Origin of the sequence: Flavobacterium sp. (genome assembly GCF_965284515.1) — a bacterium.
Taxonomy (GTDB): domain Bacteria; phylum Bacteroidota; class Bacteroidia; order Flavobacteriales; family Flavobacteriaceae; genus Flavobacterium.
Genome location: NZ_OZ260089.1, coordinates 482,977 through 497,391, shown reverse-complemented (window position 1 = coordinate 497,391; position 14,415 = coordinate 482,977). Strand labels below are relative to the sequence as shown.

The window sequence follows — 14,415 nt, the reverse complement described above, 5'->3', positions numbered from 1 at the left end:
TGTATTGGTGCTTTTTGTTTCATTAAATTCATATTCCCAAAAGAAAATGAAAATTCCTCCTTATTTAAAAAAAGGCGATACGATCGCTCTTGTTTGTACTGCTCGTAAATTTTTTCCTGAAGATGCCATTCCTGCTAAAGAATTATTAGAATCTTGGGGTTTAAAAATAAAACTAGGAAATACTATTGGTTTAGATAGTTGTCAACTAGGCGGAACAGATGCTGAACGTGCTGCCGATTTACAAGATTTAATGGACGATGATAATGTAAAAGCAATTTGGTGCGCTCGTGGCGGTTATGGGACGGTTAGAATTATTGACATGTTAGATTTTACAAAATTCAAAAAGCATCCTAAATGGATTATGGGTTTTAGTGATGTTACGGTTCTGCATAGTCATGTTAATGTTCAACGCATTGCAACTTTGCATTCTATAATGCCTTTTACGGTTCCAAAAGCACCTGATGAAGTTAAAGAAACTTTAAGAAAAGCGCTTTTTGGAGAGCCTATAGAATATACAATTCCATCTGTTTCTTATAATGTAAAAGGAAAGGCGTCTGGCGAATTGGTTGGTGGGAATTTGTCTATTTTATATAGTTTATTTGGTTCGAAATCATCATTAGAAACAAAAGGTAAAATTCTTTACATAGAAGATTTAGATGAGTATCTTTATCATGTAGATCGTATGATGCAAAACATGAAGCGTAACGATTATTTTGATGGTTTAATGGGCTTAATTGTTGGCGGAATGACTGATATGCATGACAATGAAATTCCTTTTGGACAAAATGCTGTCCAAATTATTACCGCAATTGCTTCACAATATAATATTCCAATTGCATTTGATTTTCCAGCTGGCCACATGAAAGACAATCGAACCCTGATTTTGGGTAAACAAGTTGATTTTGAAGTTAATGATAAAGTAGTAATTTTAAAATTCAAGTAATAATTTTCGCTAAAAAAGATACTGATTACTAAAAACTGACAACTGAATACTTTAGAATAATGGCTGAACATAACGATTTAGGAAAGCTTGGTGAAGAATTAGCTGTTGAATTCCTTCAAAATAAAGGATATCAAATTTTAGAAACCAATTGGGTTTTTCAAAAAGCAGAGATCGACATCATTGCTCAAAAAGAAAATATTTTGGCCGCAATTGAAGTTAAAACGCGTTCGAGTATTGAATTTGGTTTGCCTCAAGATTTTGTGAACCCCAAAAAAATACAATTATTAGTTAAAGCAATTAATGAATATGTAACAGTCAATGAATTGGATGTGGAAGTAAGGTTTGACATAATTGCAATTCATAAAGAAGTTTCGAAATTTAACATTGAACATATTAAAGAAGCTTTTTATTATTTTTAAGTTATATATATAACAATTTGTTTCTTTTTGTATATTTGCCAAAATTTTTTTTATGAAAACAATTTCTTCTGTTGTAGAAAACTACATTAAGTCAAAACCATTTTTATTAAATTCTTTGGCTCAAGGTATTATTAACCTGACTTCACTAGCACGAATAATGGTTCCTGAGCTTGAAAAAGAATTAGGAAAAGACATTAAGCAGGGAGCAATTGTTATGTCTTTAAAAAGGCTTTCTGAGGAGTTGGATTTTAAAATAAATAGAAAAATATCTAAGGTTTTAACCAATATTGGAGAAATAACAGTTAGATCTTCATTGTCGGATTTTGCATTCGTAATTTCAGATACTTTATTAGAAAATCAGGGGAAATTAATTTCAGAAATACAAAACCACAAAGATGTTTTTTATACTTCATCAAGAGGTGTAAACGAATTAAATATTATCATTAGTACTTCATATTCTCATTTGGTTGAAAATTTCTTTAATCATGAAAAAAGTACTTTAAAATTAGATAATTTATCTTCCATAACTGTGAAATTACCTCAAGATAATATTTCGGTGCCTGGAGTTTATTATTTTATTTTTCAAAAATTAGCTTGGGAAGGAATAGTTATTCATGAAGTTATTTCAACTACTAACGAATTTACAATTGTTGTAAGTGATGATCAAATTGACATTGCTTTTAAGGTTATAAAAAGTTTAAAAACCATTCAAGAATAGTAAAAAAAAGGCTATTTTTTTCTGCATCAAAAAAAGAAACGTATTTTTACCATTCTTATACTAAAAGCAGTAAATTTTAGTTTAAGATTAAAAACGTTTTAATTTGAAGACTAAACATTTAAAATACGCATTAACATTAGGGTTAATGCTTTTTATATTGGCTTGTTCTGTTAAGAAAGATAAATTTATTAACAGAAATTTCCATGCAGTAACTACCGAATATAATGTTTTATATAATGGTAATTTAGCGCTTGATTCTGGACTAGAAAACTTAAAAGTTACATTTAAAGATAATTTTTGGGAAATTCTTCCAGTCGAAAGAATGCAAGAAAAAGAAGAAAATTTCCTGCCGGGCCAAACCAAAAATCCAAATTTTACTAGAGCGGAAGAAAAGGCTGTAAAAGCCATTCAAAAGCATTCAATGAACATTGGCGGTACAGAAAAAAACCCTCAAATGGATGAAGCTTATTTGCTTTTAGCAAAAGCGCGTTATTATGAAAATAGATTTATCCCTTCTTTAGAAGCATTGAATTATATTCTGTATAAATATCCTCAAAGTGATAAAATTTATCACGCTAAGGTTTGGCGAGAAAAAGTTAATATTCGACTTGAAAATAATGAAGGCGCAATAAAAAACTTAAAAAAGCTATTAGAAAAAAAGGATATACAAGGTCAAGACTTAGCAGATGCAAATGCTATATTAAGTCAGGCTTACAGAAATATAGGGGCTAATGATAGTGCAATAGCAACTATGAAAATAGCAAAGTTAGAAACTAAGAATAACGAAGAGAAGGCTCGTTATTCTTTTATTCTTGGTCAGCTTTATGAGTCGTTTGAATATAATGACAGTGCTTTTGTAGCTTTTCAAGATGTAATAGATTTAAAAAGGAGATCACCACGAAGATATGTTATTCAAGCTCACGCTAAACAAGCGCAACAGTTTGATTATAAAAACGGTGATACTTTGGCGTTTGTAGAGAAATTTACAAAATTAATTGAAGATAGAGAAAACAGACCTTTTTTAGATATTTTGTATCATCAAATGGGCGTTTTTTATGATAAAAATAGCAAACCAAAAAATGCTGAAAATTTTTACAATAAATCCATACGCTCGTTTGGCCAAGATGAATATTTGATTTCTTCAAATTATAGAAATATTGGCGAGATTTATTTTAAAGATGCTCAATATAAAATTGCAGGAAAGTATTACGATAGTACTCTGATAAGATTAAAAGAGGGTACTAGAGAATATAGAAAATACAAAAAGAAAAGACTCAATTTAGTAGATGTAATTAAATATGAAACTATTGCACTAGAAAACGATAGTATTTTAAGTTTAGTTGCAATGAGTGATTCTCAAAAGACTGCATATTTTCAAAAGTATATTGAAGAACTTAAAACAGCTGACGAGTTAAAAGCTAAAAAAGAGGCTGAAAAAGCAGAGATTGAAGCTAATATAGCAGCTAACAACGCTGTAAAGCCAGGTGGTCAGCCAGGAAAGTTTAATCCAAATCCATCTTCTATTTCACCTCCAATTGGAAATTCAGGAATGTTGCCTCCAGTTTCTGTAGGTGGCGAAGCAAGTAATTTTTATTTTTACAATCCAGTAACTGTTAGTTATGGGAAAAAAGAGTTTGAAGCAAAGTGGGGGAAAAGAGAATTGAAAAAAAATTGGCGACTATCATCAAATAAGGATATTGATTTTTCAACTAATGATATTTCAGATGTTGTAATTGAGAACGATTCTTTGTCTACTGAAGTTGAAGAGAAATATACGGTTGAGTTTTATACTTCTAAATTGCCTATTTCTCAATTGGTTATAGATAGTTTGTCTAAAAGTAGAAACTTTGCTTATTATCAGTTAGGAGTTATTTACAAAGAAAAGTTTAAAGAGTATGAATTGGCTGCTTCACGATTAGAGCAGTTGCTTAAAAATAATCCTGAGGAAAGACTTGTTTTGCCAGCAAAGTATAACCTTTTTAAAATTTATGAAATTTTAAAGTCAAGTAAAGCAGAATTTTATAAGAATCAAATAATTTCCGAGTATCCAGAAAGCAGATACGCTCAAATTCTTCAAAACCCATCGGTTGAGTTAACTGATAATGATAGCCCTGATAAAGTATACTACAACTTGTATAAACTTTTTCAAGACAATGCGGTTAGAGATTCTTATGAAGAAGTTCTTTTAAGAATAGACCAGTTTTTTGGGGACGAATCATTGCCAAAGTTTGAGCTCTTAAAAGCAAATATCATTGCCAGATTAGAAGGGGTAGAAAGCTATAAAAAAGCATTAAACTTTGTTGCATTGACTTATCCAGACGAATTAGAAGGTAAACAAGCCGAAAGCTTATTGCAAAATGATATTCCTAAACTTGAAGCTTTTGAATTAGGAAAAATTGAGCCAACAACTTGGAAGCTTATTTTTGTTAAGGACTATCCTTTAAAAGAAGATTCTAAAATGCTTATTGAAAAAATTAATAAATACATAAAAGACAGAAATAGCGTGCTTTTAAAAGTTTCAACGGATCTTTATACTTTAGATAATGATATGATTGTAGTTCATGGGTTTAAAAATAAAGAAAACGCACAGTCTGTTTTGAGTGTGTTGAAAGAATATAAAGATTATAAAATTAAAGACAAAGCCTATCTTATTTCTTCTGAAGATTATAAAGTAATTCAGTTTAAAAAGAATTTTAACGATTGGTTATTATTAAATAAACAATAAAATTAAAATACCATTATATTATGTTTGATAAAACTAAGAAAGATACAAGTCAATTAGGGCAAACAAATAGAATTGTACAGGGAACAGTAATTAAGGGAGATATTAGTTCTAAAACTGATTTTAGGCTTGATGGAATATTAATAGGGAATTACGAATCTACTTCTAAATTGGTAATTGGTCCAACAGGAGAAGTGCAAGGTGATATTAAATGTGTTAATATTGATATCGAAGGAAAATTTTCGGGAAAACTTGAGGCTTCAGAATTATTAGGAGTAAAATCTACTGCAAAAATAAAAGGTGAAGTAATGGTTGGTAAGTTGTCTGTAGAGCCAGGAGCGGTTTTTGAAGCAACTTGCGAAATGAAAAGTAATTTAAAAGCTATTCCAACCGATGACCAAAAAGAAAAACTCGCATAAGTGGTTGAGCCTAATTAATATTCCCTTTCAAATGGGTGTAATAATTTTTGCTGGAGTTTTTTTTGGTAATTATTTAGATGACATGTTGGAATTGTCTCCTTTGTTTGTAGTTTTAATTTCTTTAGTTTCTATAGGAATAGCTCTTTATAATGTTTACAGGCAAGTCAAAGCCATTCAAGATAAAAATGATGATTAAAAGTTACTTTGCTTCAATTTTTTTAACATTAATTCTAGGAATTTTTTTCGGAGCTATAAACTATTTAGCAACAAAAGAAATTGTTTTATATAATTCTATTGAAGAAATCTATTTTTTCAACTTTGTTCTAACCTTAGTTTCTCTTTTTATTCTTTTTGTAATAAATTTAAAATTTAATGATAAAGTTGGGTATGCATTTCTTGCCGTAGGGATAATAAAAATGGCAGTTTCTGTGGTTTATTTATTGCCTTTAGTAGATTCGGATTTTTCAAATAAAATTCCTGATACATTGAGCTTTTTTTCAGCTTATTTTATTTTTTTAATAATTGAAAGCATTGTTGTTGTTCGGCTATTGAATAAAAAGAATTGATGAATGTAATTTGGAGTTATTTTTTTTTGAATTAATTTCGTTATTATGAATTATAATGTACCTTTGCAAAAAATTTTAAAACACTGTTTTTAACTAAATGTAGTTATGAAGATATTCGGAAAGGCCTTAAAGTTCGTTTTTTGTATTGCCATATTAATGGTTGCAAATACTAGTTTTGCTAGTCATGGTGCTGAAGAAGGAAAAGAATTTAGTCCAACGGAATTAATAAATTCCCATATTGGCGATGCTCATGATTTTCATATTGCTGATTGGAATGGTCATGCGATTTCTATGCCATTACCAATTATTTTATGGACAGAAAGTGGTTTAGAAATTTTTTCTTCATCTATTTTTCATCACGATAATACTGGCGAGCATCAAGTTGAAGTTAATGGGCAAAAATTTGTAAAGTACAATGAAGTAATTTATTATGCAGACAAATTTTCTTCGCTAACAGATGAGCAAAAATCTGGAATGATGAATGGTTTTAACTTTGCAGAAAGACCATTAAACTTTTCAATTACTAAGAATGCTTTTTCAATGATATTGTCCGTGTTTCTTATTTTATTATTGTTTATTATGGCAGCTCGTTCTTATAATAAAAATAAGATGGCTCCAAAAGGATTGGCTGGTTTTCTTGAGCCACTTGTTTTGTTTGTTAGAGATGATATAGCTAGGCCAAATATAGGTGATAAGAACTATGCAAAATATATGCCTTATTTATTGACTATATTCTTCTTTATCTGGGTAAATAATTTAATAGGCTTAATTCCTTTCTTTCCATTTAGTTCTAACTTAACAGGAAACATATATTTCACTTTTGTTTTAGCTTTTATTACTTTTATAGTTACAACTTTAAGTGCTAAGAAAGACTACTGGTCTCATATTTTTATGCCGCCAGTACCTAAGGCTTTATACCCTATAATGATTCCTGTGGAAATTATTGGGATGTTGACAAAACCATTTGCATTAATGATTCGTTTATTTGCGAATATTACTGCTGGTCATATTATTATTTTGAGTTTAATTTCGTTGATTTATATATTTAAAACAGTTTGGATTTCGCCTGTTTCTGGTGCATTTGTATTATTTATGAGTGTTTTAGAGATGTTAGTTGCGGTTTTACAGGCTTATGTATTTACATTATTATCAGCATTGTTTATTGGTCAGGCTGTTGAAGAGCACGATCATCATTAAATTGAGTTTTATTAATTATTAACTATATAAATATTTTATTATGGTATTAGCTGGAATCGGTGCTGGATTAGCTGTTATTGGAGCAGGAATCGGAATTGGAAAAATTGGTGGTTCTGCAATGGACGCTATGGCAAGACAACCTGAGGTTGCTTCAAAAATTCAAACAGCAATGATTATTGCTGCTGCTCTTATCGAGGGTGTTGCACTTTTCGCGGTAGTAGTTGCTTTAATCGCTAAGTAATTAATTATCTTCTCACAACGGTTGGTTGTGAGAAGATTTTTTAAAACAAACAAACAAATAAATTATATATTATGAATTTCACTTCACCTGAAAGTTTAATTTTTTGGACAACTATAATTTTCGTAGTCTTTTTTATATTATTAAAAAAGTTTGCATGGAAGCCAATTTTAGAAGCTGTTAAGACTAGAGAACAATCAATTAACGATGCTCTTCTTTCTGCTGAAAATGCTAAAAAAGATTTGCTAAATCTTCAAGCGGACAACGAAAAATTATTAGCTGAAGCTAGAGCAGAAAGAGATGCAATGATAAAAGAAGCTCGCGAGTTAAAAGACAAAATGATTGCAGATGCTAAAGGAGAAGCACAAGCGCAAGGAGAAAAAATGATTTCTCAAGCTAAAGCTTCTATTGAATCTGAAAAAAATGCTGCAATGGCTGAAATTAAGAATCAAGTTTCTTCACTTTCAATTGAGATTGCAGAAAAATTATTAAAAGAAGAATTAACTAACACTGAAGCTCAATCTAAATTGGTTGAGAAAATGTTAGGTGAAGCAAAATTAAACTAAGCATTATGGCAGGAACTAGAGCGGCTATTCGATATGCTAAGGCTATTCTTGATATTGCAAAAGCAAATAATAATACAACAAGCGTTAATAACGATATGTTGTCTATTAGTGCAGCTGTGAAGGAAAGTAAAGAATTGAAAGGTTTTTTATTGAATCCTACAGTTATTGGTAATGTTAAGCTAAATGCTTTACTAGAAGTTTTTGCTTCAGCACAAAATGAAACAAAAAGTTTATTTCAATTGCTTTTAGAAAATAAAAGATTTGAAATTTTACATGCAATTGCTTCAGAATATAACGCTTTATTTGATGAGTTAAATGGAATTGAAACGGCAATAGTTACTACTGCATTTCCAATTTCACCTGATTTAGAAAGTAAAGTGCTAGCAAAAATAAAAGAGTTTTCAAATAAAACTATTACTATTCAAAATGTTGTCGACCCTTCAATTATTGGTGGATTTGTATTGAGAATAGGGGATAAACAATTCAATGCATCTGTAGCGAGTAAGTTACAGTCATTAAAACAAGAATTTAGTAATTAATAATAGTCAACGCACTCAGCGAGTGTTTAAATTATAAATTAAAATGGCTGAAATTAAACCTGCTGAAATATCAGCAATCTTAAAAAAGCAATTATCAGGTTTTCAATCTGGTACTTCATTAGAGGAAGTTGGAACAGTACTTCAAGTTGGAGATGGAATCGCACGTGTTCACGGATTATCTAACGCTCAATATGGTGAGTTAGTACAATTCGATAACGGGTTAGAAGCTATCGTTCTTAACTTAGAGGAAGACAATGTTGGTGTAGTATTATTAGGTCCTTCTACAGGTATTAGAGAAGGTTCTAATGTTAAAAGAACTCAACGTATTGCTTCTCTTAAAGTTGGTGAGCAAGTTGTTGGTCGTGTTTTAGATACGTTAGGAAACCCTATTGATGGTAAAGGACCAATTGGTGGTGATTTATATGAAATGCCATTAGAAAGAAAAGCTCCTGGAGTTATCTTCCGTCAACCAGTAACTGAACCATTACAAACAGGTATTAAAGCTATCGATGCTATGATTCCTGTTGGTAGAGGACAACGTGAATTGGTTATTGGTGACCGTCAAACAGGTAAAACTACTGTTTGTATTGATACCATTTTAAATCAAAAAGAATTTTATGATGCTGGGAAACCAGTATTCTGTATATATGTAGCAGTAGGGCAAAAAGCATCTACAGTTGCTGCAATTGCAAAAACATTAGAGGAAAAAGGAGCAATGGCTTATACAGTTATTGTTGCTGCAAATGCATCTGACCCTGCAGCAATGCAAGTTTATGCGCCATTTGCTGGAGCTTCTATTGGTGAGTATTTCCGTGATACAGGTCGTCCTGCATTAATTATTTATGATGATTTATCTAAGCAAGCAGTTGCTTACCGTGAAGTATCGTTATTATTAAGAAGACCGCCAGGACGTGAAGCTTACCCTGGAGACGTTTTCTATCTTCACTCTAGATTATTAGAAAGAGCTGCAAAAGTTATTGCTGATGACGATATTGCTAAAGACATGAATGATTTACCAGAATCTTTACGTCCAATCGTTAGAGGAGGAGGTTCGTTAACAGCTTTACCAATTATTGAAACGCAAGCTGGTGACGTTTCTGCTTATATTCCAACAAACGTAATTTCGATTACTGACGGACAAATCTTCTTGGATGGAGATTTATTTAACTCAGGTGTACGTCCTGCAATTAACGTTGGTATTTCTGTATCTCGTGTTGGGGGTAATGCACAAATTAAATCAATGAAAAAAGTAGCTGGTACTTTAAAATTAGACCAAGCTCAATACCGTGAATTAGAAGCGTTTGCTAAATTTGGATCAGATTTAGATGCGGTTACTATGAACGTAATTGAAAAAGGAAAACGTAATGTTGAAATTTTAAAGCAGGCAGTAAATGATCCTTATACAGTAGAAGATCAGGTTGCAATTATATATGCAGGTTCTAAAAACTTGTTAAGAAATGTACCTGTAACGAGTGTTAAAGAATTTGAAAGAGATTTCATTGATTATTTAAATGCTAAACATAGAGATACTTTAGACGGATTAAAAGCTGGTAAATTCACAGATGAAATTACTGATGTTTTAGAAAAAGCTGCTAAAGAAGTTTCTGCAAAATATTAATTTTTAGGTAATTAGTTTTAGGTGAAAGGTAATAGTTTATACCAATCACCTAAAGCCTATAACCAAACACCTATATAGAATGGCAAATTTAAAGGAAATTAGAAATAGAATAGGTTCCGTTTCATCTACGATGCAAATAACATCGGCAATGAAAATGGTTTCTGCCGCAAAGCTTAAAAAAGCTCAAGATGCTATTACAGCAATGCGCCCTTATGCCGAAAAATTAACTGAATTATTGCAAAATTTAAGTGCTACTCTTGAAGGAGATACTGGTGGAGCATTTGCTGAGCAAAGAGAAGTTAATAAAGTTTTAATTGTGGCAATTACTTCAAATAGAGGTTTGTGTGGTGCATTTAATTCTAATGTAATTAAAGAAGTTAGAAATTTATCTGGTTCATATTCTGGAAAACAAGTTGATGTTTTTGCTATTGGTAAAAAAGGAAATGATGTTTTAAAGAAAACAAACACTATAGTTGATAATAATAATTCAATCTTTGATGATTTATCATTTGAAAATGTTTCTGAAGTTGCTCAACTTTTAATGGATAAATTTGTTGCAGGTGATTATGATAAAATTCATATTGTATACAATCACTTTAAAAACGCTGCAACTCAAATAGTGAAAACCGAACAGTTTTTGCCATTAGCTCCTATTACTGGAGGTGAAGTTGTTTCTTCAGATTATATTTTTGAGCCATCTAAAGAAGAAATTGTATTGACTTTAATTCCTAAGTCTTTAAAAACTCAATTATACAAATCAATTCGCGATTCTTTTGCTTCTGAACATGGAGCTCGTATGACAGCTATGCACAAAGCAACTGATAATGCAACAGAATTAAGAAATCAATTGAAATTGACATACAACAAAGCACGTCAAGCTGCAATTACCGGAGAAATTCTAGAAATTGTTGGTGGTGCTGAAGCATTGAACAATTAGACGAAGCATTTGCTTAGTCGTTTTTACAAAAAAAGAGCCAAACTTAGTTTGGCTCTTTTTTTGTTATATAATTTGTACATTTAACTAAAATATTTTTATAATGATAGTTTCTAAATTAATTACTTTTTTTCTTAGTATTGTTTTGCTTTCATGTGGAAGTTCAAAGACAGATATTCAAAAATTAGAAGATCAAACTCAAATTAAAGAAGTTTATTCTCAAGCTTGGGTTGCTGGTGTTAGAGGTGGCGGAGCCGGAATAAATGTTTTTGTTAATCTGAATTCGCCATTTGAAGAAGATCTTGTTTTGGAGAAAATTCAATTTAAAACCTATGAAGCTTCTTTTGAAAAAACGAATGAGTTAAGTTATGTAGCAAGGATTGATACGGGTCAGAATAAGCTAAAAACAATAAATATTGAAGTTACAGATGCTGAGGAAGAAACAGTTGTTAGTAAACCAAAAATTAACTTAAAAGAGAAACAAGCAATTTTATTTTTTAGTAAAGAAGGTAAAATGTATTCTAAAATTATAGAAAATGTAGAAGAAAGAGAAATGATTGCTTATCCTTCTATGAGAAAACCTACAGAATAACTATTTTTGTTTCTTAAATAAAAAAACTTTGAGTTCATATAAAAAGCTTCTAAATCAAACAGCTATTTATGGCATTGCGACAGTATTGCCTAGGATGCTGAGTTTTCTTCTAGTAAGGTTGTATACAGACTACATGCCTTCAAGTGAATACGGAGAGGTCTCAATTATTTTTTCTTACTTGGTTTTTTTCAACGTAGTGCTTTCTTACGGAATGGAAACTGCATTTTTTCGTTTCTATAACTCCGAAGATAAAAAAGATAAAGTAATTACTACTTCGATGATTTCTTTATTGGCTTCAACACTTCTTTTTTTTGGAATTTCAATGTTTTTTAAAGAAGATATTGCTCATTGGTCAAACAAGAATGTAGATTATATTTTCTACACTATTTTAATTTTGACTTTAGATGCTTTAGTAATCATTCCATTTTCAAAATTAAGAGCCGAAGGAAGGCCAATAAAATATGCAGTTATTAAAATTGGTAACGTAGTTATTAATTTGTCGTTAAATTTTTTCTTTTTGGTTTTTTTGCCAAAATGGGCTCAAAACAATTCTTTGTTAGAAGGTATTTACTTCGAAAATTTCCAAATTGGTTACATATTTGTTTCTAATGTAATAGCAAGTTTATTTACGTTATTAATGCTGCTTCCTGATTATTTTAAATTGAAGTGGCAATTTGATGTGGTGCTTTGGAAAAAAATGATGCATTACGGTTTCCCAATTTTAATTGCCGGAATAGCATTTGCAATCAATGAACATTTTGATAAAATTTTATTAGAATGGATGCATGTTGATTTGGCTCATATTGGCGCTTATTCGGCTTGTTATAAAATAGGAATGTTTATGGTGTTATTTAGAACAGCTTATACACTTGGAATTGAACCATTCTTTTTTAGTCATGCAAAAAACAAAAATGCACCACAAACGTATGCCGAAATTACAAAGTATTTTGTAATATTTGGTTCGTTTATGTCGCTTGGAGTAATTGTTTTTGCCGATGTGTTAAAAGTTTTTTTAGTGCCTAGAGAAGAATATTGGATTGCAATGAATATTGTTCCTTTAATTGTAATTGCTAACTTTTTCTTAGGTATTTATACCAATCTTTCTGTTTGGTATAAGTTAATAGACAAAACGAAAATCGGGGCTTATATTTCAATTGTAGGTGCTTTAGTAACATTGTTGTTCAATTATATTCTAATTCCTTATATCGGTTTTATGGGCTCTGCAATAGCAACCATTTTAGCTTATGGAATAATGATGATAATTTCATATAAACTGGGACAAATAAATTATCCTATTCCTTATGATAAAAAGAAAATTGGTTTCTATTTAGGACTTTCGGTTCTATTAAGTATGCTTTCTTTTTACATACCAATTTTAAGAGAAACCTATGTTTTTGGAATAGCTAGTTTATTAATTTTTGTTTACTTTGTATATCGAAACGAACAACAACTTTTCTCAAGAATTTTAAAACGTAAATAATGCAAATTAAAATTATAAATAAATCGTCACACGAATTGCCAAACTACGAAACTATTGCTTCGGCAGGAATGGATTTACGTGCAAATATTACTGAATCAATTGTGTTAAAACCATTAGAAAGAGCCATTGTTAAAACCGGACTTTTCATTGAATTACCAATTGGCTTTGAAGCGCAAGTTCGACCGAGAAGTGGTCTAGCTGCCAAAAAAGGAATTACAGTTTTAAATTCTCCAGGAACAGTCGATGCCGATTATCGTGGAGAAATAGGTGTAATTTTAGTTAATCTTTCAAACGAAGATTTTACCATTGAAAGCGGAGAAAGAGTAGCGCAGTTAGTAATTGCAAAACACGAACGCGCAGAATGGATTCAGGTGGAAGAATTATCTGAAACGTCACGTGGAGAAGGCGGTTTTGGAAGTACAGGAGTAAAGTAATTTAACAAAATAGAATATGAAAATAATAGTGCCAATGGCAGGACGTGGATCACGTCTTCGTCCACATACATTAACAATTCCTAAACCATTAATTCCAGTTGCTGGTAAACCAATTGTTCACCGATTAGTAGAAGATATTGCAGGAGTTTTAAATCAAGATATTGATGAAGTTGCTTTTATCATTCACGAAAGTTTCGGAAAACAAGTAGAGAAGGATTTAATTGCAATTGCTGAAAAGTTAGGTGCAAAAGGAACAATTTATTACCAAAATGAAGCATTAGGAACAGGTCATGCTATTATGTGTGCAAAAGATTCTCTTTCTGGACCTGCAGTAATAGCCTATGCAGATACATTAATTCGTGCAGATTTTGACTTAGATACAACTGCCGATAGTGTTATTTGGGTTAAACAAGTAGACGAACCAGAAGCTTTTGGTGTAGTAAATTTAAACGATAACGGTGAAATAATAGAATTAGTTGAAAAACCACAAGAATTTGTTTCAGATTTAGCTGTTATTGGAATTTACTACTTTAAAGATGTTGCCGTGTTGAAAAACGAATTGCAATTGGTAATTGATAATAATATTATTCATGGAGGAGAATATCAAATTAACGATGGTATTAAACAAATGATGGAAAAAGGCATGAAATTTGTTCCTGGTAAAGTAGATGAATGGATGGATTGCGGAAATAAAGATGTTACAGTTGACACCAACTCTAGAATGTTGAAGTTTCTTCTTGATGATGCTGAAGAAACAATGGTGGCTGAAACTGTTAGAATTCAAAATTCAACGATTATTCCACCTTGTTACATAGGGGAAAATGTTGTTTTAATAAACTCTATTGTAGGGCCAAACGTTTCATTAGGAAATGCAACACATCTAACTAATACAAAAATTCAAAATAGTTTAGTGCAAACACATGCACATATAAGAAACGCTAAATTAAACAATGCAATGATTGGTAACCATGCTACTTTCGATGGAGACTTCACAAGTATAAGTATTGGAGATTACTCAGTATTAGAATAA

Annotated in this window: 17 protein-coding genes; all 17 read left to right on the top strand. The window is 30.9% G+C overall.

What is annotated here, in order from left to right; genetic code table 11:
- The first annotated feature begins 46 nt into the window (after positions 1 to 46).
- Positions 47 to 943, top strand: a complete 897-nt coding sequence (locus ACQ65T_RS02355) for a S66 peptidase family protein (RefSeq protein WP_430401308.1) — start codon at positions 47 to 49, stop codon at positions 941 to 943.
- Between the two features lie 59 nt (positions 944 to 1,002).
- Complete coding sequence (locus ACQ65T_RS02350; protein WP_430399497.1) at positions 1,003 to 1,362, top strand: YraN family protein; 360 nt, start codon at positions 1,003 to 1,005, stop codon at positions 1,360 to 1,362.
- 52 nt (positions 1,363 to 1,414) lie between these two features.
- Positions 1,415 to 2,080: an aspartate kinase gene (locus ACQ65T_RS02345; RefSeq protein WP_430399496.1), complete on the top strand. Its 666-nt coding sequence runs from the start codon at positions 1,415 to 1,417 to the stop codon at positions 2,078 to 2,080.
- 103 nt (positions 2,081 to 2,183) lie between these two features.
- Positions 2,184 to 4,805, top strand: a complete 2,622-nt coding sequence (locus ACQ65T_RS02340; RefSeq protein ID WP_430399495.1) for a gliding motility protein — start codon at positions 2,184 to 2,186, stop codon at positions 4,803 to 4,805.
- A 20-nt stretch (positions 4,806 to 4,825) separates the two neighbouring features.
- Positions 4,826 to 5,221 carry a bactofilin family protein gene (locus ACQ65T_RS02335; protein ID WP_430399494.1) on the top strand — a complete coding sequence of 132 codons (396 nt, stop codon included), beginning with the start codon at positions 4,826 to 4,828 and terminating at the stop codon, positions 5,219 to 5,221.
- Positions 5,196 to 5,417, top strand: a complete 222-nt coding sequence (locus ACQ65T_RS02330) for an AtpZ/AtpI family protein (protein ID WP_430399493.1) — start codon at positions 5,196 to 5,198, stop codon at positions 5,415 to 5,417. Before ACQ65T_RS02335 ends, ACQ65T_RS02330 begins: the two co-directional genes overlap by 26 nt.
- Positions 5,407 to 5,787, top strand: a complete 381-nt coding sequence (locus ACQ65T_RS02325; protein WP_430399492.1) for a hypothetical protein — start codon at positions 5,407 to 5,409, stop codon at positions 5,785 to 5,787. Before ACQ65T_RS02330 ends, ACQ65T_RS02325 begins: the two co-directional genes overlap by 11 nt.
- A 156-nt stretch (positions 5,788 to 5,943) precedes the next feature.
- Positions 5,944 to 6,984: a F0F1 ATP synthase subunit A gene (gene atpB, locus ACQ65T_RS02320; RefSeq protein ID WP_430401306.1), complete on the top strand. Its 1,041-nt coding sequence runs from the start codon at positions 5,944 to 5,946 to the stop codon at positions 6,982 to 6,984.
- A 40-nt stretch (positions 6,985 to 7,024) separates the two neighbouring features.
- Positions 7,025 to 7,225, top strand: a complete 201-nt coding sequence (gene atpE, locus ACQ65T_RS02315; RefSeq protein WP_320815916.1) for an ATP synthase F0 subunit C — start codon at positions 7,025 to 7,027, stop codon at positions 7,223 to 7,225.
- A 71-nt stretch (positions 7,226 to 7,296) separates the two neighbouring features.
- Entirely contained in the window at positions 7,297 to 7,788 is a 492-nt protein-coding gene (locus tag ACQ65T_RS02310) for a F0F1 ATP synthase subunit B (protein WP_430399491.1), read from the top strand.
- Positions 7,789 to 7,793: 5 nt separating this feature from the next.
- Positions 7,794 to 8,327, top strand: coding sequence for an ATP synthase F1 subunit delta (atpH, locus tag ACQ65T_RS02305; RefSeq protein ID WP_430399490.1), 534 nt, complete (start codon positions 7,794 to 7,796; stop codon positions 8,325 to 8,327).
- Between the two features lie 43 nt (positions 8,328 to 8,370).
- A complete protein-coding gene (gene atpA / locus ACQ65T_RS02300) occupies positions 8,371 to 9,945 on the top strand; it encodes a F0F1 ATP synthase subunit alpha (RefSeq protein WP_430399489.1) in 1,575 nt (524 codons plus the stop codon).
- 79 nt (positions 9,946 to 10,024) lie between these two features.
- The gene (gene atpG / locus ACQ65T_RS02295; RefSeq protein ID WP_430399488.1) at positions 10,025 to 10,882 is read left to right on the top strand and encodes an ATP synthase F1 subunit gamma; all 858 of its coding nucleotides are present in this window, start codon (positions 10,025 to 10,027) and stop codon (positions 10,880 to 10,882) included.
- 100 nt (positions 10,883 to 10,982) lie between these two features.
- Positions 10,983 to 11,471: a hypothetical protein gene (locus ACQ65T_RS02290; RefSeq protein WP_430399487.1), complete on the top strand. Its 489-nt coding sequence runs from the start codon at positions 10,983 to 10,985 to the stop codon at positions 11,469 to 11,471.
- Positions 11,472 to 11,499: 28 nt separating this feature from the next.
- Complete coding sequence (locus ACQ65T_RS02285) at positions 11,500 to 12,951, top strand: lipopolysaccharide biosynthesis protein (RefSeq protein WP_430399486.1); 1,452 nt, start codon at positions 11,500 to 11,502, stop codon at positions 12,949 to 12,951.
- Positions 12,951 to 13,385, top strand: a complete 435-nt coding sequence (dut, locus tag ACQ65T_RS02280; protein WP_430399485.1) for a dUTP diphosphatase — start codon at positions 12,951 to 12,953, stop codon at positions 13,383 to 13,385. Before ACQ65T_RS02285 ends, dut begins: the two co-directional genes overlap by 1 nt.
- 16 nt (positions 13,386 to 13,401) lie before the next feature.
- Positions 13,402 to 14,415 (top strand): sugar phosphate nucleotidyltransferase, encoded by a 1,014-nt coding sequence (locus ACQ65T_RS02275; protein WP_430399484.1) that lies wholly within the window; start codon positions 13,402 to 13,404, stop codon positions 14,413 to 14,415.

Excerpts from the sequence above, each read along its gene's own strand:
- ACQ65T_RS02355 (WP_430401308.1), top strand. The coding sequence starts at position 47 with ATGAAAATTCCTCCTTATTTAAAAAAAGGCGATACGATCGCTCTTGTT.
- ACQ65T_RS02350 (WP_430399497.1), top strand. The coding sequence starts at position 1,003 with ATGGCTGAACATAACGATTTAGGAAAGCTTGGTGAAGAATTAGCTGTT.
- ACQ65T_RS02345 (WP_430399496.1), top strand. The coding sequence starts at position 1,415 with ATGAAAACAATTTCTTCTGTTGTAGAAAACTACATTAAGTCAAAACCA.
- ACQ65T_RS02335 (WP_430399494.1), top strand. The coding sequence starts at position 4,826 with ATGTTTGATAAAACTAAGAAAGATACAAGTCAATTAGGGCAAACAAAT.
- ACQ65T_RS02330 (WP_430399493.1), top strand. The coding sequence starts at position 5,196 with ATGACCAAAAAGAAAAACTCGCATAAGTGGTTGAGCCTAATTAATATT.
- ACQ65T_RS02325 (WP_430399492.1), top strand. The coding sequence starts at position 5,407 with ATGATGATTAAAAGTTACTTTGCTTCAATTTTTTTAACATTAATTCTA.
- atpB (WP_430401306.1), top strand. The coding sequence starts at position 5,944 with ATGGTTGCAAATACTAGTTTTGCTAGTCATGGTGCTGAAGAAGGAAAA.
- atpE (WP_320815916.1), top strand. The coding sequence starts at position 7,025 with ATGGTATTAGCTGGAATCGGTGCTGGATTAGCTGTTATTGGAGCAGGA.
- ACQ65T_RS02310 (WP_430399491.1), top strand. The coding sequence starts at position 7,297 with ATGAATTTCACTTCACCTGAAAGTTTAATTTTTTGGACAACTATAATT.
- atpH (WP_430399490.1), top strand. The coding sequence starts at position 7,794 with ATGGCAGGAACTAGAGCGGCTATTCGATATGCTAAGGCTATTCTTGAT.
- atpA (WP_430399489.1), top strand. The coding sequence starts at position 8,371 with ATGGCTGAAATTAAACCTGCTGAAATATCAGCAATCTTAAAAAAGCAA.
- atpG (WP_430399488.1), top strand. The coding sequence starts at position 10,025 with ATGGCAAATTTAAAGGAAATTAGAAATAGAATAGGTTCCGTTTCATCT.
- ACQ65T_RS02290 (WP_430399487.1), top strand. The coding sequence starts at position 10,983 with ATGATAGTTTCTAAATTAATTACTTTTTTTCTTAGTATTGTTTTGCTT.
- dut (WP_430399485.1), top strand. The coding sequence starts at position 12,951 with ATGCAAATTAAAATTATAAATAAATCGTCACACGAATTGCCAAACTAC.
- ACQ65T_RS02275 (WP_430399484.1), top strand. The coding sequence starts at position 13,402 with ATGAAAATAATAGTGCCAATGGCAGGACGTGGATCACGTCTTCGTCCA.